This window comes from Shewanella putrefaciens, assembly GCF_016406305.1.
Taxonomy (GTDB): domain Bacteria; phylum Pseudomonadota; class Gammaproteobacteria; order Enterobacterales; family Shewanellaceae; genus Shewanella; species Shewanella putrefaciens_C.
This window is the reverse complement of record NZ_CP066369.1, coordinates 4,351,067-4,376,961: the sequence shown is the minus strand read 5'-3', so window position 1 is coordinate 4,376,961 and position 25,895 is coordinate 4,351,067. Positions and strand designations below refer to the sequence as shown.

The following is a 25,895-nucleotide window of genomic DNA, read 5'->3' as shown; positions in this document are numbered from 1 at the left end:
TTACAATGGTGGGGCGCGACAACCGTGCGCGAGGTGCTCGAGGGATTTTAGCCTTGGGGGTGCTAAAAGCGGGTTAGCGTTTGCTAAATTTAAGTTGTTGGAAAACTTAAAGCCATTGTCGAACAGATTCCACAATTGCTTAATAATCTGGGGGTTGAGTAGTAAAACGCTCAGCAGGGTAGCGCCGAAGAACTCAATTAAAAAACTATCGCTTAGGGTGATTAACTCACCAATATCGATGCAGCCGCCGACCATCACCGACACTAAGTCGGCCGCGGGCAGCACAAACAGTAACCCAAAAAGTAGGGCTAAGTTTGGCATACTGAAGTTGGAAAATCGAACCGCTTGGTTCAATCCTTCAGCGCTGAGTTGGCTAAGGACAAATTTCAATTAATAGATCCGGTTGAACGAGAACATGGGTCAACTAACTGAATAAAAAATATTCAGCATGAAACTTTTTTATGCGGCCGGAGGATAACAAGAAGCGAGTATTGAATGAAAGCGGATCCCCTGCTAAAAAGGGGATAAATATTAAAAAAACCTTAATTAAAACCGAATAAGTGGTATTTTTTTACAGATTTAACCATTTTGAAACCATCTGGTATCTCAAAAAATGTAAAAGTGTGAGTTTGTACGTGAATTGGCCCGGCGGCAAAGTGATCCGCTTTCGTTAAGATCTATTTTGGTTAAAATTCACTTTCATTAAATCGACTGAGTCCTATCACTGGGCTTGAGATTGATTCGGTGAATAGGGCATTATGCCTATTCGTAACACTGTATGTATCAGCGCGAAGGGATTGTATATTAAATCATTTAGCCACTACCTTAGGGTTAATTTCTGCATTGCCTTAGCCTATTTTGTTGTGGGTAAAATGGGCTTGATGATTGCGCTGCCCCCTGGTTACTCGGCGGCAATTTGGCCTGCGGCAGGGATTGCCATCGCGGCTTGCATTCTATGGAAAGAATACGCTCCTTGGATTGGAGTGGTGGTGGGTTCAGTGCTGCTTAATATCAATGTGGGCGGGCTGACACACTGGGGATGGTTGCCCATGGCCATCGCATTCGGTTCTGCTCTGCAGGCGGTTGTCTCGGCCCATGTTCTTCGCCGTATCGACCATCTGGTGACCTTAGATAGACCCAATACCGTTATAAAATCCTGCCTGAGCTTAAGCTTCACTTGCTTGATAGCCACGCTATTTGGGAATTTAGCCTTAGTCGCTAATGGCACTATTCCCCGTGCCGATTTACTTGGCAGTCTGCTCAATTGGTGGATGGGGGATTTGCTCGGGGCAGTGATCTTTATTCCTTTGATTATGTTGGTGTTCGATCCTAGAGCTATCTGGCGGTCTCGACGTATTCAAACGGGGGTTCCACTGTTGGTCGGGTTTTTATTGTGTGTGGGGATTTATTACTACTCAGATATCAACCAACGCCAGCAGTTGCAGGATAAGTTTCAAATTCAATCTAACGCTATCATTAGTGATATCAAGAGCTTTCAAGGAGCTAACCTACAGCAAATCGTCGCCCTAGCGAGCCTATTCGATAATAGCGAACGGGTTTCTGAGGCTGAGTTTATCCAGTTTGGTAAGCGCAATCAGCTGCAGGCGGAGGGCTTTCGTGCCTGGTCTTGGTCGCCCTTAGTTCCAGTGGAAGATAAAGAGAGTTTTGAAGCGGCGGCCCGCGATGCCCTTGCTGGCCCCTATCAAATTAAGCGCCCAGCGGATTGGCATATCAATGCCGATGGCTGGTTAGTGCCAGTAATGTATATACAGCCGCTGCGTGGGAATGAAGCCGCCCTCGGGCTCGATCTTAATAGCGAGCCCACCCGCGCCGCTGCGATTGCCAAAGTCCGTGCCACGCTAACGCCGGTAATGACGGAAAAAATCCAATTAACTCAGGATCCTAATGGCCCAGGCGCTTCGTTGCTTATCGCCCCTGTCTTTGACAGATTAGGAAATATTTCGGGATTTTGTTCGGCCGTCATAGATCTACGGGAAATTATTAATGGGGTGGAAAGAGTGCAAGGTTTGCACTGGAAACTGACCGATACCAGTGCGGGCGGTACCTTGCTCTACGCCAATAGCCAAAAAGATTTCCCCGAGTTTTCCGGCAGGGTTTATAGCGACAGAATGGGGCAATATTTTCAAACTAATCTGATGTTAGCCGACCGCAATTGGCACATAGTGATCTACCAATCCTATGCCACGCTGATGGGGGATACCTTTAGCCTATCGTTACTCATGTTGCTTCTGGCCTTTATCACCTGCGCCGTTGTGGGGGGCATGACCCTAGTTTCTTCCGGTGAACGCCATCGTATTGCCGAAAAAGTGACCGAAAAAACCATGGCGTTATCGAAAGAAATCGCCCGTAGCCAAGCTTTTCAGGCCACTTTGAGTGAAAGCGAGCAAAAATACCGCAGTTTATTCGACAAGGCGCCCGTTGGGCACGTCCTTAAGCGCCTTGAGGATGGGCAATTTGTTGCGGTAAACCCAGCCTTTGTTGATATTACGGGTTACACCCTCGAAGAGTTAAATCGACTCGAACCCTGGGAGTTAACGCCAATACGCTATCAGTCGAGCGAAGCCGAGCAATTAGATCGTTTAAAAAGCACCCGCCGTTACGGCCCTTATCAAAAGCATTATCGCCATAAGAATGGCCAGTTAATCGCGGTGCGCCTCAATGGCGCTTTAGTGACGGCGGCAAATGGTGAACCGTTAATCCTGTTTATCGTCGAAGATATTACCGAACAAGAACGCACTACTGCGCGGGTCAATCTGTTGGCGCAGGTGTTTCAGCAGAGTGGCGAGGGCATCACTATTACCGATGCCAACGATATTATTGTGGATGTGAATACCGCCTTCACCCGTATAACGGGTTACTCTAGGGATGAAATTATTGGTAAAAACTGCCGATTCTTAGAGGCGGAGCGTACCGATAAAAGCCTAGATACCCAAGTGCGCGCCGCGCTCGAGCAAACGGGATTTTGGCAAGGGGAAGTGTGGGATCGTCACCGAGATGGATACGATTTTCCTAAGTGGCTGATGATGTCCGTGGTGCGAGATGAATCGGGCACGGTAAGCCACTATATTGGCAGTTTCACCGATATTAGCGAGCGTAAAGTCAATGAGGAGCGCATTCATTTCCTCGCCCACCATGATTCGCTGACATTGCTGCCTAATCGACTCAGTTTGCAGTCGCGCCTCGAAATGGTGTTCCAGGAGGCATTGGCATCCAAAAGCCAGATAGCCGTGATGTTTATCGATATGGACCACTTTAAAAATATCAACGATACCTTGGGCCACCATATTGGAGATTTGCTGCTATTGGAGGTGGCGCGTCGCCTAAAGACTGTGGTCGGTAGTAGTGATATTGTGGCGCGTCTTGGCGGCGATGAGTTTGTGGTCGTGTTATCAGATATCAATCACGATGGGGTTGCCACGATTGCCGAGGCATTGCGCGATGGTTTGAGTCAAGTCTATATCATTGATAATAAACCATTACACTCATCACCCAGCATAGGGATCAGTTTATTCCCCAATGATGGTGACAGTGTTGAGGCTTTGATGAAAAATGCCGATATGGCCATGTATCGAGCTAAGGCGGCGGGGCGGAATAACTATCAGTTTTTCACCTCGGCCATGAACACCTCAGTGACCGAGCGGCAACATATTGAAACTGGCTTAAGGCAAGTGCTCGTCCGTGATGAATTAAGGCTGCATTATCAGCCGCAGATCGATATTCAAACAGGGCAAGTGGTGAGTGTCGAAGCCTTAGTACGCTGGCAACATCCTGAATTTGGTTTAATTGCGCCAGATCGTTTTATTTCCATCGCCGAAGAAATTGACATGATCATTCCCATAGGCCAATGGGTGCTGGAGACCGCCATGGCACAGTTAGCCGATTGGCGCCGCGCCGGTGCTGTGGGGCTGAGGATGGCGGTGAATCTGTCGGCACATCAATTACGTAAAGAGACTATCGTTACCGACATCACCAATGTGTTGGCTAAATACAATTTAGGCAAAGGGGCGTTGGAGCTTGAAATCACTGAAAGTGTGGCGATGCAATATCCGGAGCAAAATGCCCGCTTACTAGCTGAGCTACGCAGCCAGGGGATTGAACTCGCTATCGATGATTTTGGGACGGGTTATTCATCCTTGTCCTATTTAAAACTCCTGCCCTTAGACAGGTTAAAACTGGATAGATCCTTTGTTAAGGATATCGAGAGCGACCCAAACGATGCCGCCATCAGCGCCGCCACTATTTCAATGTCCCATGAGCTAGGGCTAACTGTGGTTGCCGAAGGGGTCGAAAATGAAGCGCAGCTGGTATTACTCTCAAGCATGGGGTGTGACTTAGTGCAGGGATATTATTTTAGTAAACCCCTAGTCGCCGAAGAGTGTTTGTGCTTTATCGAGCGAAATTTGTAGCCGCTTATTAGGGCGGCTTATTCCCTGTGGCGTCGTTCCTGGCTTTGGGTCGATCTGCCTTGATTATGCTCCGCACTACGGGCCGTTTGCATATTTTGGCGTGAATCATTCTGTCTGACTTTGGTCTCTTCCCGCTGCCTTGGCGCGGCTTGCTTTGGTATCGATTGACGAGGTTGCTCCACGCGTTGCGGTTCGGCGCGTCTCACCTCGGGGCGTGTTTCTTGCCTCTGTGGCTGAGTGCGAGTCTCGAAGTTACGCGGTTGCTGTTCTCGGCTTTGATACTGTCTCTGTGGGTTGTCCTTAGCTTGTTCCCTCGATGTTTTAGCCTGCATTTGTCTTACTTGATTATCATGGCGGGCATTGCCGTCACGCTCTTTTGGGTAACCTTCCTTTTTAGCTTGGGCTGAGTTCATCGGCGCAGAACGACGCTCTTTTAACTCGGCCTGAGTATGTTGGAAACTCGGTGCGCGCTCACGGCTATAGTTGTTGCCTCTGTCCTTATCATGGTTCTTGTCATAGCCCTTGTGGTCACGTTGATAACCTGCATTTTGCTGTTCCCTCGATTTCGAGTATTGGCTAGTGAAGTGCTGGCCGCTACCACTGGAGTGGGAATCGCGCCCGCGGAACTTATTGTCGTTGTAGTGTTTGTCGTTATAGTAGCGTTGCTTCACCACTGGGTTGCGATAGACGACGCCACGTCGGTGTTCTGGCTTATGTTTCCAGGGTTGTGCGCCATGGCTAACACTGTATCTTTCCCGTGGGCGATAGTGGTGTGAATGATGGTGGTCAATCACGACGACCCTGTGGTTATGCCAGTGGAATGAGCTGAAAAAATAGTTAAAGGAAATATGGATCCCGGGTGACCAGTAAAAGTAACTCTGGCTTGGGCGGTAAGGGTAGCCCACATAACCACCAAACTCCCAATACACTGGGGGATAAGCCACACCCCAGCGCCAGGTGCCGTAGACGACTCGGGGATCGTAATAGGGCACATAGACAATTTCCCGTTGCACTGGCTCTATGATGATCTGGTTATTGGCGCGGGTAATCGCCATATTGTCCATATTTGCCAGACTATCCGCTTTATCCGCCTGTTGTCTAAGTGACTGAATACCATCCATCACTTGGGCTTCATCGGCTAAAAAGGCCTCCCCTAATCTTTGGGTCCAGTCCAGATCTTCACTCATTTTTTGCAGTACAGTCGGAAAGGCCAGTAGGGCTTTGATGCTAGGATCCCAGTCCTTTACCTCTGCCTGTGACATTCGCTGTTCGACCGATAATTTAGGGCGGCCCTCCAACCAGCGATTTGCTTGTACCACTTCGAGTGGATAGGTAGAGGCAATCAGAATATGGCTCAACAAACTGTCGGGATAGAGTGCAATCGGCGCTAACATTTGCTCGAGTTCGGCCTGGCCAATTGCGGCACTTGAACCTTGGCTGACCGATACGCCCGCGGCTTGGGTCGGCGTAGTGAAAGGCAGGGCGACTAATGCCACCGATAATACTAGCCAGTTCCATCTATGTAGTCTGTTCATGATTTACTCCAATAATCCTGTTTGAGGATGTTATTGGCATCATAGGCGTTTGAATATGAACATAAGCTGAAAGTGTTTTATCGGCGTAAATGTTTTATTGCGTGGAATTAATTAATCTATCTTATTGAAAGTAAAGGTTAAGCAGAGTGGATAAAGCTAAGGTTAAATTGGGCGCCACCTAAGGATTCTGAGCGCGAAACTGAAATTCTGCCGTTATAGCTGTCAACTAAATCACGGACAATCGCCAATCCAATGCCATTTCCTTGGTGATAGGAATCGGCACGGATCCCCCGTTCAAAGATTTGAGTTTTTACTGCTTCACTGATCCCTGGGCCATCGTCTTCGATACAGATCTGCAATTGGTAGGCATCACCCGTGACGGTTAATTTGACGGTGGACTTCGCCGCCTTACAGGCATTGTCGAGCAGGTTGCCTAATATTTCAGTGAGATCGGCTTCATCCCCCTTAAATACCGCGTGCTCCGCCATATCTGCAGTCAGATTGATCTGCGGCTCTCGGTAGATTTTCGCTAAGGTTCGCAGCAGTTTGGCCGCGACCTCATCGACCCTGGTCCCCAAATGCCAAGAGGCCGCTGCGGCAGTCTGGGCGCGCTTGAGCTGATGGCTAATGATCCGACTGATATTAGACACTTGCTCGCTCGAGGCTTCGCTCAGATCGGCTTGGCTTTTGATCACCGCCAGTGGCGTTTTCAGGCTATGGGCCAGATCGGCCAAGGCATTGCGATAGCGCTTGCGTTGGGTTTGTTCGGTATTGAGCAGGATATTAAGCTGCCTCGCTACCGCCTGTAATTCATTGGGATATTGGCTGCTTAATTGGATTGACTTGCCTTGCTCAACATCGTGGAGTTCTTGGGTGAAGCGTGCCAGCGGCCTGAGTGTCCACAATAACCAACTCAGTTGGAACACGAGCATGACCAGCATAAGGATCGCTAACCAAGTCCAAAGCTGTTGATTAAATTGGTCAATTTGTTGCTGAAACTCTCGCTCATCCTTAATGATGTGTATGGTCACGGGCACATTTTCATTCTGGCTGGCAAAGCTCACACTGAAGCTATAAATCAGGTGGGGCTGAGCCGTGAGTTCGATTTGCTCAAAGGCGCTTTTACCCGTGGGAGGAATAGTGAAATGGGCCGGAGGAGAGATGCCCATAAAGGATTGGGAATGCCACACTATCGCCTGCTTATCGCCTGTGCCTTCGGTAGTTGCAATGGCATAAAGCCCTGATTGAATAAGGTTAAATCGGTTTTCAAGCACTAATTCAGGGATGGAAATTTGCCTATTTTCCACCTCAGTGACCGCCAGAATGGAATAAACATAGGCACTGAGTTCATTTTTAGCCGCACTCTTTACCTGCTCGGTAAAGGCGTCGTTGAGGGCGACGCCAATCAGCGGCAGTAGCACTAAGATAAACAGCAGCGCACTGAGAACGAGCCGTGTTTTAAGGGAATTTAGCAGTTGCCATGCCAAGGCGCGTTTACTCATCGGCGCCTTGCTCTGGGGTTAACACTCTTAGGCGGTAACCTTGGCCGCGCAGGGTCTCAATCAGATTGTATTGATTATCAGGGTCGAGCTTTTTGCGTAGGCGGCGGATAAAGACTTCGATAACATTGGAGTCCAAATCAAAATCCTGATCATAAATATGTTCCGTGAGCACGGTTTTCGATTTCACTTCACCCTGATGCAGCATAAAGATTTCGAATAATTTGTATTCGGAGCCGCTGAGATTAATCAGCTGTTCACCCTTACGTACTTCTAAACTACTGGTATTCAAACTAAAAGGGCCATTATAAATCAACGGGCTCGCCTTACCTGCCGAGCGGCGGATCAGCGCTTTTAGGCGGGCGACTAGCTCTTGGGGATGAAACGGCTTTGTCAGGTAATCGTCGGCACCGGCGTCTAGGCCCTCGACTTTGTCTTGCCAACTGTCCCTCGCGGTGAGGATTAATATTGGGAAATCGCGCTCTTTTTGACGCACGCTGCGGATCAGCGCGATACCGTCGAGTTTGGGTAAGCCGACATCGATAATGGCGGCGTCGTAATTATATTCAAGCGCTTGAAACAGCCCCTCTTCGCCATCACTCGCAACATCTATGCTGTAATTGGCGTCGAGCAGGTGTTGCTTTAAGTTGCTCTGTAGTTCTATATCATCTTCAACCAATAAGAGTCGCATAGTTAGTTCCTCGACACCCGGCCCGTGGCGGCATCAACCGATACAGAAAAGACCTGCCCATCGTTATTGAGGATTTTGACGCGATAGCCAGAGCCACTCGACTGCACACTCAGCACTTTGCCACGGTATTGGCGCTGCACCATAGCCACGGCCTGATCTGGGCTGTTAACCACGAGACGACGCTGCTCCTGCTTAGCCCCTTGATTGCGAGGCTGGTTGCGATCATCCTGTTTATCATTTCCCGCCATGCAGCTAAAGGAGAAGCACAAGCAAGCGATCAGTGGCAGTGTCAAACCAAGTTTCATATCGGGTACCCGCGAATGTTCGGCGATCTTACGCAAATAGATAGGTGAATAACTTATCGAGTCGACTAAGAATACCTTATCACCTAAACAAACGCCTAGAGATCGACCAATGGGTTAGCATAATTCCTTCAAAATTCACTGGGATAATCACGCAGGTTAGCCCTTCTTGTGAGCTGGCTGAACTGATCCACAGTGAGCGAGTCTTATCCTTAGCCCAGGCTATGCACCTTAGTGTTATTTAAGGCAGATGAATTAACGCTGAACGTATTGTTGGCTGAATAGCAGCGGATAAATATGTTCAGCCTATGTTCACATTGGGTGCCCTTTAATGTCATCAATTTGAACGGATTATCCATGGGGTATTCAAGATGAACACACTTAAACAACAAGGTATGGCAGCCACAGTGAACGCCGCCTTCGTTAAGGCGATGGTATTGGCAGGCGTATTGCTGGCACCGACAACTGTGAGCGCAGAGTCCATCGATGAGCCAAGCTTGGCTCCCTTTAGTGCGGCCAGTATTGGCATGACGAAAAAGGCCGATGCCGAACAAGCCGCGGAGCAAGAGCAGCAAGCCTTGAGCCTGCTGCAACAGTCGGCTCCCGCCCAAACTGTGGGTGAAGCCGCAGCGGTTGCGGTGAAGTCTTTAGCGCCGTCTTTGTCGGCAAAACATCCGAGTACCAATCGCGTACAGTTGATGGGCGCGACGCCATTGACCCGTGAACAAGTGATCGCAAAACATGCGAGCCAGCCAATCCCCAGTTCGAGTGCGGCCACTGAAGATCCCTATCGCTCCCCCGTATACCATAGCTTTGCGATTTTTGATGCCAGTAGTCGATTGTTCGAAGATTTTGATTACGATGGTTTTTATCAAACCTTTAGCGTGACATTTGATGTGGATGTGTTCGGCGCATACCTTAATGAGCGCGCCGATCTCTTTGCCGAATTGTACCTTAGTCGTAACGGTGGACCTTGGGTGCATTACTACACTACGGATGTATTTACCATTTACGGCGACTCGACCCAGGATGATTATGAAGTGTTGACTACCCTCTACTCGGGTTATCCAACGGATCACTACGATGTGTTAATCGATGTCTATGAAGTGGGTTATAGCGATATTGTCGCGACCATTAGCGCCGATGAAACCGATGGCCTGTATGCGCTGCCACTGGAAAGTAGCGACCGTGACCATATTGATGAAGTGATTGTGGTAGAAGAAAGTGGCGGCGCATTCTCAGTATTAGGTTTGTTATGTCTTAGTTTGTGTGCGGGGCTGCGGTTGAATCGAACTCGAGTCTAATCGCCCTTATTTCTCTCGGTGTTTATCTTGGGGAAATAGGGCTAGTATGGGCGGGTTACTTTAACTAAAGGAAGAGAACCATGATTGCTCAAGGTCAAACATTACCTGCGGCCACGTTAAGCCAACTGACTAAAGATGGCATGGTAAATCATCAAGTTACCGAGCTGTTCGCGGGTAAAAAAGTGGTGTTATTTGCGGTGCCTGGCGCCTTCACACCAACCTGCTCCGAAGCGCATTTACCAGGTTATGTGGTACTGGCCGATCAGTTTAAAGCCAAAGGTGTGGATATCATTGCCTGTGTCTCTGTGAACGATGCCTTCGTGATGAAAGCCTGGGGCGAAGCGCAAAATGCCTCAGAACTGATGATGTTAGCCGATGGCGATGCCAGTTTTACTAAGGCGTTAGGACTCGAGATGGATACTGCAGGTTTTGGCGGTGTGCGCTCGCAGCGTTACGCTATGATTATCGACAATGGCGTAGTGAGCTTGCTCAATGTTGAAGCGCCAAAGTCATTCGAGGTCAGCAAAGCCGAAGTGGTGTTAGCCGCACTCTAATTAGCCGCACTTTAAGCTGTTTGCTGGTATCAAAAATAACAATGGGAGCCGAGGCTCCCATTGTTATTACTGCAAAAACCTTAAGCTGCGCGTGCTTGGGAGAAACCCTGGGTATCGCCAATCCCTAAGCTGGTTTCTATATCTTCAACGCTTTGCTGCACTTCTTGGGCGATGACTTCACTCTGTTGGGAGCTGGTTTGTGCCTGCGCCTTTAAATTATCCATAGTGCGCACAAATTCATCGAGATAATCGACCTGTTCTTTAGCATTGAGCGAGCCCTGTTTGGCGGTGTTGGCCATTTCACTCGCTTGATTTTGCACGTTTTGTGCAACTTGCCATAAACTCTGCGCCCGCAGTTTTTGGCTGCTGGTGGCCTGGGCTATACCATCGACACTCTCGCCGAGGGCATGGTTCGATTGGGTGAGTTGTTGCAGGATTTTTACTATCTCATTTAAGGACACTTGGGTGCGCTGGCTTAAGCTTCGCACTTCATCGGCGACCACGGCAAAGCCGCGACCCTGTTCACCAGCCCGGGCCGCTTCGATGGCGGCATTGAGGGCGAGTAAGTTAGTTTGCTCGGCGATATTACCAATCACATCAATGATTTTGGCAACGTCCGTGACTGAATTATTCAGGCTTTCGAGTGAGGCATGGCACAGGCCAACGGCGGTTTGTGTCTGTTCTGTGGCGCTGAGCACGGCTTCGGCTTCGGCTTGGCTCGATTGCATCTGGCGCATGGTTTCGGCGGCGCTTTGTTCAACTAATTCCGAAGTGTGGCTGACCTCATGGGCTAAGTGACGGATATGCTCAGTTTGGGTTTGAGTATCACTGACAATCGTTTGCGTATGCTCAGTATGTTGGGATAGTTGAGTAATGCGCGCCACCAACTGGCTTAAGGATTGCGAAACCTTAGTCATTTGTTGACGTTGGGTTTCATCTTCCTGCTCAAATCGTTGTAATAGTTGATTGAAATGGCCTGCAATTTGGCCCGTCTCACAGCGCCGATTAATGTCTAAACGCTCGCGGCTATTAGACTCGCTTAACTTCATAAAGGCTTGGTTGAGGCGTTTAAGCGGTTTGACGACCCGATTCTGTTGCAGGATCAAATAACCTATGGCAAACAAGGCCATAATCGAAACCATGGTGTAGAGGAGCAACTGCAGTTCGTATTTAAGCTGCTGATTTTTCGCCGCCTGTGCATCGCCTAAACCTATAAGTTGTTGTTCCACATGGCTAATCGCTTGGACAAGTTGAGCTTGCATCTCCTGGTTGGCTTGCAGCAATTGGTGGGTGTTGGCGACTTCTTTATTGTATCTATTGGCGAGACTTAGCAATTCACTGCGGTCACTCTCACCGACTTCAATTTGTTCTGGCTCGCTGGCGCCGAGGGCAAATTCATCGGCTTCCTGCTGCTCATATATTCCTATTAAGGGTAGGGCATTTAAGCTGTCGTGCCAGTGCGTTAATTCCTTGCTGGTGCTGTCTAAAATCCCCTTGAGCTGCTGATTTTTACCGATCAGATAGCCGTCGGTCAGTTGGGAAAGTTGATAGACGATAGAGGGCAAATCGCGGCTTAATTGCAGATATTGCTCGGCGATGGCGGCATTAGTGGTTAAGCCTTTGTCGGCATAACTGCCGAGGCGACGATTATAGTCGAGCATTTCAGACTCGGCGTGGGCGAGTAGTTGCCGCGGGTTTGCGGCGAGTTTGCCTGCGGCGCGGTATTTAGTGTCTAAATCTTGAATAAACTGGTTGAGACCAAGCTGCAATGCATTATCGGTGGCGCCCGTGGCGGTGAGATTGAGCTCTGTAAGCTGAGTGTTAATGGCGCTGAGTTTAGCTTTAGCCTGTTCAAGTTGGCTGGCATTACCATTGGCTAAGTAACCATCGAGATCGCGGCGTACACCGACGAGAAAATCCTGCTGAATGCTTTGCAATGCCTGGGTTTGTTGCTCAATCTGTTGCCGTTGATCGCTGCTCCACAGCACGACGGCGGCTAATAATCCCGCCTGCAATAACAACAGGGCGGAGGCAGAGAGCGACAGCGTTGAAATTTTCATTTTGCAATCTTCATAATGGACAGAGCGAGTTAACTGCACCGAGTTTATGAATTTAGCGTGACACTAATATGACAAGGCCAAGGTTGAAGCTAGCTTTGTCGGCTTATGTGTAAATCTGTGATCTTGGGTTATTCCAGTGGCAACCACACCTGGGCTTTTAAGCCGCCTTCGGCGCGGTTAGAGAGTTTAATTTGCCCTTGGTGTCTATCGATAATCCGCTTGATGATAGCAAGCCCTAACCCAGAGCCGACACTGCCACGGGCGATGTCACCTTGGGTAAATGGTTGAAAAAGTATGGGGATTTGTGACTCATCTATCCCAGGGCCATTATCTTCGACACTAAAACCGATACGTTTGCCATCGAATTGCGAACTGATACGCACCCAGCCAGAACCGTAACGGAAGGCATTTTCGACTAAATTACTCAATACCCGTTTAATGGCGAGACTCTGGAATAAGGCTTCGGGACAGTCCATAAGCGCCAACTCAATTTCGCCCGCGCGATTGGCTTCTGCCTGGGCGATATCTTGAATAAGTTTATTAATTTGCCCCGGCTCGCGGCTGGCTTCCTGATCTTGACGAATATAGGCAATAAACTGGCTGATGATGGCGTCCATATCCTCGATATCGTTGACTATGCCATCTTTAAGATATTGATCTTCCTCTACCATCATCTCGCATGCGAGGCGGATTCGGGTCAGCGGTGTGCGTAAATCATGGGAAATGCCCGCCATCAACAGGGCTCTATCCTGCTCCAGTTGCTTCATGCTGTGGGCCATCTGGTTGAAAGCGTTAGTCACTTCAACAATCTCACTCGAGCCTTTAAGGGGTAATGGCCCAGGAAACTCCCCGCGGGAAACTGAGATAGCGGCCCTTTGTAGCCGTCTGAGTGGGCGGTTTTGCTGGCGGGCAAACCACCAACCGCCGGCGACGCTGAGTGCGCCTATCACCAGTAAATAGAGGGTAAGCGGCGAAAGATCGGAGACATTCTGGCCGATAAGCGGCACTTTTATCCACACCGAAGGGGCTTGGGGCGGGCGGATCCAAATCTGTAATACACTGCCGTGGGTGACGCGCACTTCGGCTTCACCACCGAGGTACTCCGACATTTGCGATGACCAAAAACCGTAATAGGTCGCCTGTTCTATCCCCGCCTCTCTGGCCTGTTGCTGATTGTAGATTTTCATCCCATCGTCACGGACTTTGGCATTGAGGGCATCGACTATGGTTAAGTGCTCGCGGCCAATGTCGATACCGTCGACAAACAGCAGCTTCACTTGGCGGGCGATTAACTGGTTGATTTGCTGATAGCTTGGCTTAAGCACATACACGGCTACCGTGAGGTAAGACACCAGCTGATTGATCAGTAATAGGCAACCAATCAGCATCACGGTTTGGCTAAATGCACTGCGGGGGATTAATCGCTGCCACCACTTGAGTTTCATCGTGGGCTCAATAACCGCAGTGAATTAAGGTGGCAACGCGGTTCATCGACGCGCCGCACCATCGGGTACAAACACATAACCTAAGCCCCACACGGTTTGAATATACCTTGGGTTTGCCGGATCTTTTTCAATCAAACGGCGCAGGCGGGATACCTGCACGTCAATCGAGCGCTCCAATGCAGAATAATCACGGCCGCGGGCAAGGTTCATCAATTTATCCCGAGATAAAGGTTCCCGTGGATGGGTGACCAATACCTTGAGCACCGCAAATTCACCGCTGGTCAGCGCGATAGCTTCGTCGCCGTGGTACATCTCGCGGGTGGCTAAATCGAGGGAAAACTCACCGAAACTGATCTCGGCTTCCTGCTGGGCGGGCGCGCCGGGGACATCTGGGGTTTGGCGGCGCATCACTGCTTTAATTCGCGCCAGTAATTCCCTTGGATTAAAGGGCTTAGGTAGATAATCGTCGGCACCTAGCTCTAGGCCAATAATGCGATCAACCTCATCGCCTTTGGCGGTCAGCATCACGATAGGAATTGGGTTTCCCTGTTGGCGTAAACGACGGCAGATGGATAAGCCATCTTCGCCGGGCAACATAAGATCGAGCACCAAAAGATGGAAGTTTTCACGTTCCAATAGCCTGTCCATCTGCTCGGCATTGGCCGCACTGCGTACCTGATAGCCTTGCTCCATCAGGTAACGCTCGAGTAACGCTCTGAGGCGCATATCATCATCGACGACGAGGATTTTCGAGGTTTCTTGTCCCATGGGATGTCCTTTAATTGCTCGGATTACTGCTTTTATAGGTGTTGCCCTAATGCAGTTAAGATTAACTAGCTGAAATTGAAAACGAATCCGCCTAATATAGCCGCATTCAGCCTAAGCGACTAGCTGATCATCTCAGCGAGTATGCGCTTAATGCTGATTATTTCCGTTCAATGTTAATACTAAGCAAATGAAATTGCATGGGAATCATTGCATTTATTCACTATGCACATGAAATTGTAACTAAATTGGCATTTTAGCTTGGGGAGAGTTGGAATGCTGCTCGATAGCTTGTTAACTTTGGCTGTGAGTCTGAGTATTATCAGTCAATATTGGCCCGTTTTAATGGCGGCAATTTTATTCAACGATTGAGTCATAACATGAAAGCGCATTTGATCACCCGCCAAGGCTGGATGACCTTAGATAAAGAATTAAAATACCTGTGGAAGGAATATCGCCCGCAGATCACCCTCAAAGTGCAGGAGGCGGCCGCGCAGGGAGATCGAAGCGAGAATGCGGATTACACTTACAATAAAAGGCTTTTACGTCAAATAGATAGCCGTGTTCGCTATTTGGTGAAGCGCCTCGAAGAGCTGAAGATTGTCGATTACTCGCCCCAGCAGGAAGGTAAGATTTACTTCGGTGCTTGGTTTGAACTCGAAAATGACGCCGGTGAGCGGGTGCGTTATCGGATTGTCGGTAAAGATGAACTCGATACTAAACTCGGTTATATCACTATCGATTCCCCCATGGCGCGGGCGCTTATTGGCAAGCAAGTGGATGATGAGGTGGTAGTGCAAACCCCTTCTGGCCCAAAAGAATGGTATATCAACGAGATCCGTTACACGCCATTCGAAACACCCTTAGCCGGCGAAACAGATTAAGCCTGTGATTGCCGGCGTAATAAGGCCCAAGCGCTCGAAAATCATCGCCCAGAAGATCAAACTCTGTGATTTGACGCTGGCTTTAGCATGAAATTGATCCTGCGCCTGTGGTATCTTGGGCGCAATCATGACCCATACAACCCGTTAGGCGCGACATTTTATTTATGCAAACTAATGCCCATAACTCTGTCCATAACATCGCTCACACTATCGCCCAAGAACTGAATGTTCGTGAGCAGCAAGTTAGCGCAACCATCAGCCTACTCGACGATGGCGCTACGGTTCCCTTCATTGCCCGTTACCGTAAAGAAGCCACAGGTGGTTTAGACGATACTCAACTGCGTACCTTGTACACGCGTTTAGGTTACCTGCGGGAGCTCAATGATCGCCGCCAAGTGATTTTGTCTAGCATTCAGGCGCAGGGGAAATTAACCGCACAGTTACAACAGGATATCGATAACGCCGACAGTAAAACGCGCCTCGAAGATCTCTATTTACCCTTCAAGCCTAAGCGCCGCACTAAGGGCCAAATTGCCATAGAGGCCGGCCTTGAGCCATTAGCCGATGCGCTGCTTGGGGATCGCAATGCCGATATTGAGGCGATGGCGACGAGTTATTTGAATGTGGAAGCGGGCTTTGGCGATATCAAAGCCGTGCTCGAAGGCGCCCGTTATATTTTGATGGAACGCTACGCCGAAAATGCCGAGCTATTGCGTAAAATACGTGAACACTTAAGCCAAAACAGTGTGTTAGAAAGCCGTGTTATCGCCGGCAAAGAGAAAGAAGGTGCAAAATTCCGTGATTATTTTGAGCACACAGAGCCCTTGGCAAAGGTGCCTTCACACCGCGCCTTGGCCATGTTACGGGGTCGAAATGAAGGCTTCTTAGCTTTATCTATGAATGCCGACCCTGGCGCTGAAGCGGGCCAGGGCAGTTACTGTGAAGTGATTATTAGTGAGCATTTACAGCTAAAACTGGGTGACAGCAGCGTCGACCAATGGCTTAAAACCGTCGTGACGGCCACCTGGCGGATTAAGATCGCCCTGCAAATGGAAACTGAGTTTATTTCGCAAATGCGTGAACGCGCCGAAGCCGAAGCGATTAAGGTGTTTGCCCGTAATTTAGGGGATTTGCTGATGGCGCCGCCCGCGGGAGCCAAAGCGACGATGGGACTCGACCCCGGATTACGTACCGGCGTTAAAGTTGCCGTGGTCGATAACACCGGCAAATTAGTGGCTCACACTACTATCTTCCCCCATGCGCCGCAAAATTTGTGGGACAAGTCTATTCGAACCCTCGCTAACTTAGTGCAGATGCATAAGGTGGAGTTGATTGCGATTGGTAACGGTACGGCTTCGCGGGAAACCGACAAGCTGGCAGCCGAATTGATTGCCAGCGTTAAAGAGTCGCAGCCACAGTTGACCAAAGTCATGGTCAGTGAAGCGGGCGCCTCTGTGTATTCGGCGTCAGAGCTCGCGGCGCTGGAGTTTCCAGATCTGGACGTTTCTATTCGCGGCGCTGTGTCTATCGCCCGTCGTTTACAGGATCCGCTGGCCGAGTTAGTGAAAATCGAGCCTAAATCGATCGGCGTGGGGCAGTATCAACACGATGTTAGCCAGAGCCAGTTATCTAGCTCACTCGAAGCCGTGGTGGAAGACTGTGTAAACGGTGTGGGTGTGGATCTCAATATGGCCTCTGTGCCCTTATTGGCGCAAGTGGCGGGTTTAAACAAGACATTAGCGAAAAATGTGGTCGATTACCGCGATGCCAATGGCCAATTTACCAACCGTAAAGAGCTGCTTAAAGTGCCGCGTTTAGGGCCTAAGGCCTATGAGCAAGCCGCGGGCTTTTTGCGTATCCGTGAAGGCAGCAATCCCCTCGATGCCTCTTCAGTGCACCCCGAGGCCTATTCGCTAGTCGAAACCATAGCTAAGACTAAACAGGTGGAGCTGGCGAGTCTTATCGGCAACTCGGATCTGCTGCGAAGCATTAATGCCAAGGAGTTTATTACCCCCGAGTTTGGTTTGCCGACCGTAACGGACATTTTAGCCGAGCTGGATAAGCCTGGGCGCGACCCCCGCGGTGAGTTTAAAACCGCTAAGTTTAAGGACGGGGTTGAGGAGCTTAAGGATCTAAAACCTGAGATGATCTTAGAAGGCGTGGTCACTAACGTGACGAACTTTGGCGCCTTTGTCGATATCGGCGTGCATCAGGATGGACTGGTGCATATCTCTTCACTGACCGACAAATTTATCAGCGACCCACATACAGTGGTGAAAGCCGGTGATGTAGTGAAAGTGAAAGTGATGGAGGTGGATGTCGAGCGCCGCCGTATCGGCCTGAGTATGCGTCTGGATGAAGCGATAGATCAGAGCAAGTCGCAGGCAAGACCCCATAACCCAGCAAAGACGCATAATGGTAAAGCCCCGCAATCGGCAAAACCTGCGGCGCGTCCCACCCAAAAGTCTGCGCCTAAAGCGCCAGCCAATGCGGCCATGGGTAACGCCTTTGCCGATGCCTTCGCTAAACTGAAAAAGTAAACGACAGTGCCAGACTCGGACAGACCTGTGTCCGAGTCAGCATTTTTTACTCGCTAATCATAAAATTGTTGCATTTTTGCTACCATCGAGACTATAAAGGCGGCAATTTAATGCAACCTTAAGCCAAATAGGTTGTCATAGGACGACTTCTTCCTAGGTTTTCTTCAAATAGACACTCCAAAGCTGAGTGGAAATTGATTGTTTTGGGGTAATACATGCTGTCAGGTTTATCTACTCGCGGACGTCAGGGCGCCCACGGGCCTTTTCGCGCCATTTTCATTTTTTGTCTATTAGTTCTGTTGATTGCAAGCGTGAGTCGTATCGGTTTAGGCCTATGGCAAGCCGAACGGGTAAGCGCGGTCGACGGTTGGTCACACCTGTTAATCCAAGGGTTACGCGTCGATATCGCAACTCTGTGTTGGCTGTGGGGTATTGCCGCTCTTGGGACGGCGTTGTTTTCGGGTGATCATCTTATTGGCCGAGTTTGGCAACCTATCCTAAGGCTGTGGTTGACCCTTGGCCTGTGGATTATTCTCTTCCTCGAAGTATCGACGCCAGCCTTTATTGAAGAATACGGCATTCGTCCGAATCGTTTGTATGTGGAATACCTGATTTACCCTAAAGAAGTGATTTCCATGTTATGGGCGGGGCGAAAACTCGAACTGATTTTCTCCGTGCTATTAACGATAGGCACACTCTGGGGTGGCTGGATTTTAAGCGGTAAACTCACGAAAAATATCCGTTTTCCACGCTGGTATTGGCGCCCTGTGATGGCGGTACTGGTTATTGCCGTGACGATATTAGGTGCCCGTTCAACCTTAGGCCATAGACCGATTAACCCGGCTATGGTGGCCTTTGCCGACGATCCATTAGTGAACTCGTTAGTGATTAACTCCGCCTATTCATTAGTGTTTGCCATCAAACAGATGGGTAGTGAAGAAGATGCATCAAAAGTGTATGGCAAACTCGATAATGCCGAAATTATTGCCACTATCAGGCAGGAAAGCGGTCGCCCCGAGAGTGCCTTTACTTCAACGGATATCCCCTCACTGAGTTTTAACCAAGCGAGTTTCACCGGTAAGCCCAAAAACTTAGTGATCCTACTGCAAGAGAGTTTAGGTGCCCGTTTTGTCGGGAGTTTAGGGGGATTACCCCTGACACCGAATATCGATGCCTTATCGAAGGAAGGCTGGTATTTCGATAATTTATACGCCACAGGCACTCGCTCCGTCCGCGGTATCGAAGCGGTAACAACGGGCTTTACCCCCACACCCGCGCGCGCCGTCGTGAAGCTGGGGAAGAGTCAAACTGGCTTTTTTACCATAGCAGAACTTCTTAAAAATCATGGTTATACAACCCAGTTTATCTATGGTGGTGAAAGCCATTTTGATAATATGCGCAGCTTTTTCTTGGGTAACGGTTTTAGCGACATCATAGATCAAAAGGACTATAAATCTCCCGCCTTTGTCGGTTCCTGGGGCGCCTCTGATGAAGACTTAATGCGTAAGGCGAATAGCGAGTTTGAACGCCTACACAGTGAAGGTAAGCCATTCTTTAGTTTAGTGTTTAGTTCGAGTAACCACGATCCGTTCGAATTCCCCGATGAACGTATCGAGCTTTACGAACAACCTAAGCAAACCCGTAATAACGCGGCGAAATATGCCGATTATGCGATTGGAGAGTTTTTCAAACTCGCTAAAAATGCCGACTACTGGAAGGACACGATTTTTATTGTGGTTGCCGACCATGACAGCCGAGTGGGCGGGGCGGATTTAGTCCCCGTATCGCGTTTTCGCATTCCTGGGCTGATCCTCGGGGATGCGATTGAACCTAAGCGCGATCATCGCATTGTTAGTCAAATTGATTTACCACCTACTTTGCTATCTTTAATTGGTATTTCAGATTCTTACCCTATGCTCGGTCGCGATCTGACTCAGGTGAGCGACGATTGGCCGGGGCGCGCGTTAATGCAATACGATAAAAACTTCGCCCTGATGGAAGGCAAAGATGTGGTTGTGTTGCAACCCGAAAAAGCACCACAGGGTTTCAAATATGACGAAAAAACTGAGCAGTTAACGCCTAATCCACCCTCCGCCCAAGCCCTTGAGACAAAGGCCCTAAGCTGGGCCTTGTGGGGCAGTTTAGCCTACCAGCAAGAGCTTTATCGCCTAGCTAACTAATTGCGTAAAAATACTGTTTATCGGACCTTTAGCATAATGCGTAGGGGCTAGGTTTTAGGGGCTAGGACCTAGGTTTTAGGAGATAGGCCCTAGGTTTTAGGACCCCGAACCTATTTATCCCCGTGCGGGACGCGACATGAGGCGGTTTAGTGTAGTTATCCTACGATAGAGTTTCAATCCATGCGCCCCGTGCGGGGCGCGACGAGTTTGTTCGCACGATGGCGTTTGAAACCTCAATGTTTCAATCCACGCGCTCCGTGCGGGGCGCGACACTGTTAGCACATACTGTCGGTTCTTCACCCGTTTCGTTTCAATCCACGCGCCCCGTGCGGGACGCGACATTATTGACCCTAACACCGAAGTGTTACTCGAAATTGTTTCAATCCACGCGCCCCGTGCGGGACGCGACTTTCTTCAAATGAACCGAAGCCGCGAACAAAGCCGTTTCAATCCACGCGCCCCGTGCGGGACGCGACCCTGAGAAGTTGATTCAGAAGGTAGACCATTAGCAGTTTCAATCCACGCGCCCCGTGCGGGACGCGACAGTTAAGAGTTAGCATTTTTATCTAATCACATATGTTTCAATCCACGCGCCCCGTGCGGGGCGCGACGTTAAAGCTATCAAAAGTCGATTTCAAAGTTATTGTTTCAATCCACGCGCCCCGTGCGGGGCGCGACGCAAGCCCACCGCTGCACAACTTCCTTTGTTAGTTTGTTTCAATCCACGCGCCCCGTGCGGGGCGCGACGTAAGTTGTTACCTCATCAAACTGCTTGTTAGTGTTTCAATCCACGCGCCCCGTGCGGGGCGCGACGTCATCACCAAATCCAGAGCAGCTTGTGCAGTTAAGTTTCAATCCACGCGCCCCGTGCGGGGCGCGACACTGGCGCACTTGGTATTGCAACGGCTGACGAAGGTTTCAATCCACGCGCCCCGTGCGGGGCGCGACCCCCTAATGCTGTGCAGCAATGATGCCACGGCAGGTTTCAATCCACGCGCCCCGTGCGGGGCGCGACTCTACGTTCTGGTTTAGTATCCAGTCTGTTAGCGGTTTCAATCCACGCGCCCCGTGCGGGGCGCGACAAGATGTACAATGACAACACTCAGTATTTCAGTGTTTCAATCCACGCGCCCCGTGCGGGGCGCGACTATTGAGTAGAGATACTGATAAGCGACTATCTCTGTTTCAATCCACGCGCCCCGTGCGGGGCGCGACGTTTGGTCTCGACTTAGCGATTGCACAGCGCGAGTTTCAATCCACGCGCCCCGTGCGGGGCGCGACTAACGCAGTAGCAAGCTTTAGCATTGCTTGTGGTGTTTCAATCCACGCGCCCCGTGCGGGGCGCGACTCAGAGTATGCAGTTAGATAAAATCAGCAATGCAGTTTCAATCCACGCGCCCCGTGCGGGGCGCGACTAGACCAATATCACCAGCAGATATCGACTTTGCAGTTTCAATCCACGCGCCCCGTGCGGGGCGCGACTCTGGTGCACTGGTAAGGACTATAGAGTTAACTGAGTTTCAATCCACGCGCCCCGTGCGGGGCGCGACGTGATCTCTGCGCTTAAACGCTCAACACTAAAGCGTTTCAATCCACGCGCCCCGTGCGGGGCGCGACAAATTCAGCGGTATCAAAGTCCAGCATGTGAGCGTTTCAATCCACGCGCCCCGTGCGGGGCGCGACCCTACGGTTTAATAATCCCTAAATAATATACCCGTTTCAATCCACGCGCCCCGTGCGGGGCGCGACGGAACAGGCTGAACAACAGGCCAAGCAGGAAGCTGTTTCAATCCACGCGCCCCGTGCGGGGCGCGACTCGTCCGTTTGTGTTCAAGAATATGAACCCAAATGTTTCAATCCACGCGCCCCGTGCGGGGCGCGACTTGAGTTCGCCATGGCCGTCACCGTTAGATTGTGTTTCAATCCACGCGCCCCGTGCGGGGCGCGACTGCCTCCACTCGCCACGGCAATCAATCGCTATTACGTTTCAATCCACGCGCCCCGTGCGGGGCGCGACAATCAAGCGGTGCCATATTTGCCCAGTTCCGCGAGTTTCAATCCACGCGCCCCGTGCGGGGCGCGACGGTGCAAATTTTCAGACATGTACCGAAGGTGACGGTTTCAATCCACGCGCCCCGTGCGGGGCGCGACCCACTTGGCTATGACGGTGATTATAAAAATGAAGTTTCAATCCACGCGCCCCGTGCGGGGCGCGACGATTAAGCGCCCTATTGCATCGTTGCTCTTATAAGTTTCAATCCACGCGCCCCGTGCGGGGCGCGACCACCAAACCCAGTGACAGCCAGCATAAAATTGACGTTTCAATCCACGCGCCCCGTGCGGGGCGCGACATGGCTTGAACAGTGGCGCGACGAGTGGCTAGAAGTTTCAATCCACGCGCCCCGTGCGGGGCGCGACCTTCGACGTTCTCAAGCATGATTACTCGAGGGCGTTTCAATCCACGCGCCCCGTGCGGGGCGCGACTTGATGCGCGCGGAACCTCTGCCTTACTGATCAAAGTTTCAATCCACGCGCCCCGTGCGGGGCGCGACAAAGGGATTATTAAACCGTAGGTTTGATGTAAGCGTTTCAATCCACGCGCCCCGTGCGGGGCGCGACTGCCTTTTTGCAAAGGCAGAGCTAGTCTAGCCTGTTAGCCACATTTACGCTAACGTCAGATTAATTCAAAGATAATACATGGGAAAAGGAAAGCGATATCCTTAATTACCTTTGGGATCAGTAACTAAAGATGCCGCTAATGTTCCGGCTTTTTAAAGAGCACTATAGGTTAGCGGTTAGCTAAATAATGAGAGGATCAGCAAACAAATCCAGCGTGGCTTTGGCACCATGATGTTCTACTTTACTACGCCAGCTTTTACCCAAAATGTAAAAACGCAAGCTGTCGATACTATCATCATAGGTTGATAACAGTTTCGATTTTAAAGAAACCCATTGAGCAGGGTCGATATCGCATTCGAACACCGAATACTGCACTCTGGTGCCATAGTTCTGGCAAATTTTTGCAATGTGCCTAAGCCGACGTTGCCCACCTTCATTGTCAAAAGATACGTCATAGGTAATTAGCACCATCATACAAATTCCCCCACAAATTTACTTACTGATAAAAGGTGGATATTGCTGTAAATCACCACGAATATGCCTTGCCAGTAACAGTGCCTGCACATGAGGTAACAAACCAATTTCAACGTCTTCGTCTAAAAACTGATGCCGGATTTTTTGCTGCTTCCGGCTTTGATATTCTTTCAACACCAGCTTTCTGGCGTCGTCTTTTAGCTTTACAGCACCACCTGTTTCAGTCACAAAATCTGACGGTTTGAGCTGCTGTCGGTTCAGCAGGGTCAGTACCAATCTGTCGGCAATAAAGGCTCTGAACTCTTCCAGCAGATCAAGGGCTAAGCTATCCCGCCCAGGCCTTTCCTGGTGCAAAAAGCCAACCTGAGGATCTAGGCCTACGCCTTGCAACGCGGCGCTGATATCGTTACCAAGTACAGAATACATAAAGGACAACAAACAATTGACTGGATCTGTCGGAGGCCGCCTGACTCGGCCTGAAAACTCAAAGCCCTTGTCTTTGTTGGTCAGCAGCAGATTAAACACTGAAAAATATCTGGATGCAGCTTCCCCTTCATAACCGCGGATTTTGTCTAAATCTGAGCATTGTTTTAACGTATCCAAAACATGATTAATTGCTGTGATTTGCTGACTAAACTCAGTGGCATTTCCATGGTTGCGTTGGTGGCGCTGCAACACCTGCTTTTGCATCTGAATTTTTGCCGCCACAATATTTCTGGCGACAGACACCGGGTCTTCGTCCGCTTTACGATATTGAGCACGACGCAACAACACATTGCCCGTTTGCTTACCTTGTACCCTTGCTAAAAACCTGCCGTATTCGGTAAAAAATGCCAGATTGACAGAGTTTTCACCACAAAAGCCCATCACTTGTGGTGACACCATGACATTACCAAAACAAAAGATGGCACCAATACCATGAATAGGGAATTGAGCTACTTTTTCTTTGTTAATATCAATAACTAAAGTTTCACGTTCTTTATGCAGATACGCACCTTGCGTATTGATGTATAAACTATTCTGGAGTTTCTTCATCGAAATCTTCCGTTGAAAAAAGGCGGTTCACATACTGCGTACTTTTATCATGTTGTAGTAACTTCGGGTTGCACAAATCAAACAAACTGCAAGCATGGCAACGTTTGTCATACACCGCTTTTGGAGTAATGCCCGACTCCAGCATGGCCGCCACATCAGCAATCACCTGTAAGGTGCGCTGGCGCAATTCTGGTGTAAAACTTACCGCTTGGCGGTGACGGGTTTGGTTGTACCAAAGTGCTCCTTCAGCCACAATCCGCCCGGTCATTTCTTCCAGACATAAGGCCTGGGCACAAAGCTGAATTTCATCCCAGTCGCTGATTTTGGGTTTGCCACGCTTGTATTCCACCGGAAACAGCTCACCGGTAGATATCTCTTTTTCAACCAGATCCAGTTTGCCGGTGATGCCAATATTCGGCGCCGCAACCTGTACACCCCGCTCAAACCTGATCCCTTTTCGGGTTTCCGGTTCGCCGCTATCCACACGCTCGTGCAGCAAGTTGCCTTGTGCCGTTAAATAATTATCTGCCCACACCTGCTCGTTATGAATTAACGCACATTGGCGTGGGCAAAAAGCGTAGTGCTGAAGCGCAGCAAGTGGGATCAATCGGACATCATTCATACTATTGCCTGAGCTGTCTTAGCTCTTGGAGGTTCATCTGCTATCCCCAAATTAACCTGATAGTGTTGGTACACTGGCGTTTTCAGAGCCTGATTGCTGCAGGCTCTGTTGTTTTGCAAAGTTAGAATCCGTCTATTTCTTCGGCTACTAAGTTATCCAAAGATGTTAACTGATAGCTGCCATCTGGTTTTACATCCAACGACCTGTGTACTTTGGCCGACGAGTATTGACCAGCTTTGCTGTTATGCTGCCACCAGATCACCTTTTCAACAGTCATAGAACCTTCTGGTCGGGCAGAAGAAGCATCGCCTTCGAATAACCTAGGTAGTATCGATTTTATTACCTCTGCATCAGCATCACTAAAGCCGGTTTTTTCTGCCAGTTGTGGTGACATTGCACCATATGCAACATACACCGCCTGATCAACACGATGCTTCATCCCCATAGTGTCCGAACCTTTTTTACTGCCATCACCATCACCACTAACACTTTTGGTGATTTGGGTGCTGGTAATGCTTACTGGTTCACGGCTAAAGGCCGATTGAATGCTAACCGGGCCGCGGATAGGGATTGAAACGCCATCTTTCTCTTCGCTTTTAAATGCAAATAGCTGACCAAAGGTCCGAACATCGAACCAGGTTTCACATGCCAGTCTTGCTGCATCTTCTGGTTTTGTTTTCTTCGCATTCAGAGCATCTTTACCTAACACGCCTTCAGCTCTTGCTCGCAAACTTGGGTAGCCATCGGTTTTTTTCTCATCAGACTGCACAAAAATTGCCTGACCTGAATCTTGTAAGCGATCCCGTGTTTTGCGCTTTAGGCATACGTCGGTAATTTCGCCCAAACCATCATAGTCAGTACGTGGGCGGTTACCATTTAACGGATCGCCATTTGGATTGGCATTTTTTACTGAAAAAATAATGGCGAAGTCGATTTTATTTTGTAAGCTCATGCTGTTT

Annotated in this window: 18 protein-coding genes and 1 CRISPR repeat array; of the genes, 6 read left to right on the top strand and 12 right to left on the bottom strand. The window is 49.7% G+C overall.

Going from position 1 to position 25,895, the window contains the following annotated elements; genetic code table 11:
* Complete coding sequence (locus JFT56_RS19000; protein WP_198783646.1) at nt 1-321, bottom strand: hypothetical protein; 321 nt, start codon at nt 319-321, stop codon at nt 1-3.
* 437 nt (nt 322-758) lie between these two features.
* Between JFT56_RS19000 and JFT56_RS18995 the strand changes: the two genes are divergently transcribed.
* Nucleotides 759-4,427: an EAL domain-containing protein gene (locus JFT56_RS18995; RefSeq protein WP_198781519.1), complete on the top strand. Its 3,669-nt coding sequence runs from the start codon at nt 759-761 to the stop codon at nt 4,425-4,427.
* Nucleotides 4,428-4,444: 17 nt separating this feature from the next.
* Here the strand turns inward: JFT56_RS18995 and JFT56_RS18990 are convergent, their stop codons facing one another.
* From JFT56_RS18990 to JFT56_RS18975, 4 genes are all read right to left on the bottom strand, one after another.
* On the bottom strand, nt 4,445-5,962 hold the full coding sequence (locus JFT56_RS18990; protein WP_198781518.1) for a DUF3300 domain-containing protein: 1,518 nt from the start codon (nt 5,960-5,962) through the stop codon (nt 4,445-4,447).
* A gap of 137 nt (nt 5,963-6,099) precedes the next feature.
* Nucleotides 6,100-7,464 (bottom strand): ATP-binding protein, encoded by a 1,365-nt coding sequence (locus tag JFT56_RS18985; protein ID WP_198781517.1) that lies wholly within the window; start codon nt 7,462-7,464, stop codon nt 6,100-6,102.
* Entirely contained in the window at nt 7,457-8,152 is a 696-nt protein-coding gene (locus tag JFT56_RS18980) for a response regulator transcription factor (protein WP_198781516.1), read from the bottom strand. Before JFT56_RS18980 ends, JFT56_RS18985 begins: the two co-directional genes overlap by 8 nt.
* A gap of 2 nt (nt 8,153-8,154) precedes the next feature.
* Nucleotides 8,155-8,457 (bottom strand): PepSY domain-containing protein, encoded by a 303-nt coding sequence (locus JFT56_RS18975; protein ID WP_198781515.1) that lies wholly within the window; start codon nt 8,455-8,457, stop codon nt 8,155-8,157.
* Nucleotides 8,458-8,825: 368 nt separating this feature from the next.
* Between JFT56_RS18975 and JFT56_RS18970 the strand changes: the two genes are divergently transcribed.
* Together JFT56_RS18970 and JFT56_RS18965 are read left to right on the top strand one after the other, a co-directional pair.
* Nucleotides 8,826-9,758, top strand: a complete 933-nt coding sequence (locus JFT56_RS18970; protein ID WP_198781514.1) for a choice-of-anchor H family protein — start codon at nt 8,826-8,828, stop codon at nt 9,756-9,758.
* Between the two features lie 80 nt (nt 9,759-9,838).
* The gene (locus tag JFT56_RS18965; protein ID WP_198781513.1) at nt 9,839-10,312 is read left to right on the top strand and encodes a peroxiredoxin; all 474 of its coding nucleotides are present in this window, start codon (nt 9,839-9,841) and stop codon (nt 10,310-10,312) included.
* Between the two features lie 80 nt (nt 10,313-10,392).
* Here JFT56_RS18965 and JFT56_RS18960 read toward each other — a convergent pair whose 3' ends face one another.
* The 3 genes from JFT56_RS18960 to ompR form a co-directional block, all read right to left on the bottom strand.
* The gene (locus JFT56_RS18960) at nt 10,393-12,372 is read right to left on the bottom strand and encodes a methyl-accepting chemotaxis protein (RefSeq protein ID WP_198781512.1); all 1,980 of its coding nucleotides are present in this window, start codon (nt 12,370-12,372) and stop codon (nt 10,393-10,395) included.
* A gap of 128 nt (nt 12,373-12,500) precedes the next feature.
* Complete coding sequence (gene envZ / locus JFT56_RS18955; protein ID WP_198781511.1) at nt 12,501-13,817, bottom strand: two-component system sensor histidine kinase EnvZ; 1,317 nt, start codon at nt 13,815-13,817, stop codon at nt 12,501-12,503.
* A 42-nt stretch (nt 13,818-13,859) separates the two neighbouring features.
* On the bottom strand, nt 13,860-14,585 hold the full coding sequence (gene ompR, locus JFT56_RS18950; RefSeq protein WP_007652054.1) for a two-component system response regulator OmpR: 726 nt from the start codon (nt 14,583-14,585) through the stop codon (nt 13,860-13,862).
* Between the two features lie 377 nt (nt 14,586-14,962).
* Between ompR and greB the strand changes: the two genes are divergently transcribed.
* From greB to JFT56_RS18935, 3 genes are all read left to right on the top strand, one after another.
* Nucleotides 14,963-15,466 (top strand): transcription elongation factor GreB, encoded by a 504-nt coding sequence (gene greB, locus JFT56_RS18945; RefSeq protein WP_198781510.1) that lies wholly within the window; start codon nt 14,963-14,965, stop codon nt 15,464-15,466.
* Between the two features lie 164 nt (nt 15,467-15,630).
* Nucleotides 15,631-18,006 (top strand): Tex family protein, encoded by a 2,376-nt coding sequence (locus JFT56_RS18940; RefSeq protein WP_198781509.1) that lies wholly within the window; start codon nt 15,631-15,633, stop codon nt 18,004-18,006.
* Between the two features lie 215 nt (nt 18,007-18,221).
* Nucleotides 18,222-20,186 carry an LTA synthase family protein gene (locus tag JFT56_RS18935; protein WP_198781508.1) on the top strand — a complete coding sequence of 655 codons (1,965 nt, stop codon included), beginning with the start codon at nt 18,222-18,224 and terminating at the stop codon, nt 20,184-20,186.
* 170 nt (nt 20,187-20,356) lie between these two features.
* Nucleotides 20,357-22,805: a CRISPR direct-repeat array (repeat unit 33 nt; unit sequence GTTTCAATCCACGCGCCCCGTGCGGGGCGCGAC).
* A 180-nt stretch (nt 22,806-22,985) separates the two neighbouring features.
* Here the strand turns inward: JFT56_RS18935 and cas2 are convergent.
* The 4 genes from cas2 to cas7c all read right to left on the bottom strand — a co-directional run bounded on the left by cas2 (nt 22,986) and on the right by cas7c (nt 25,888).
* Nucleotides 22,986-23,279, bottom strand: coding sequence for a CRISPR-associated endonuclease Cas2 (gene cas2, locus JFT56_RS18930; protein ID WP_198781507.1), 294 nt, complete (start codon nt 23,277-23,279; stop codon nt 22,986-22,988).
* Between the two features lie 18 nt (nt 23,280-23,297).
* Nucleotides 23,298-24,314 (bottom strand): type I-C CRISPR-associated endonuclease Cas1c, encoded by a 1,017-nt coding sequence (gene cas1c, locus JFT56_RS18925; protein WP_198781506.1) that lies wholly within the window; start codon nt 24,312-24,314, stop codon nt 23,298-23,300.
* Nucleotides 24,295-24,936, bottom strand: coding sequence for a CRISPR-associated protein Cas4 (gene cas4, locus JFT56_RS18920; RefSeq protein ID WP_198781505.1), 642 nt, complete (start codon nt 24,934-24,936; stop codon nt 24,295-24,297). The genes cas1c and cas4 overlap by 20 nt, the downstream gene beginning before the upstream one ends.
* A gap of 121 nt (nt 24,937-25,057) precedes the next feature.
* Nucleotides 25,058-25,888: a type I-C CRISPR-associated protein Cas7/Csd2 gene (cas7c, locus tag JFT56_RS18915; protein ID WP_198781504.1), complete on the bottom strand. Its 831-nt coding sequence runs from the start codon at nt 25,886-25,888 to the stop codon at nt 25,058-25,060.
* Nucleotides 25,889-25,895 lie beyond the last annotated feature (7 nt).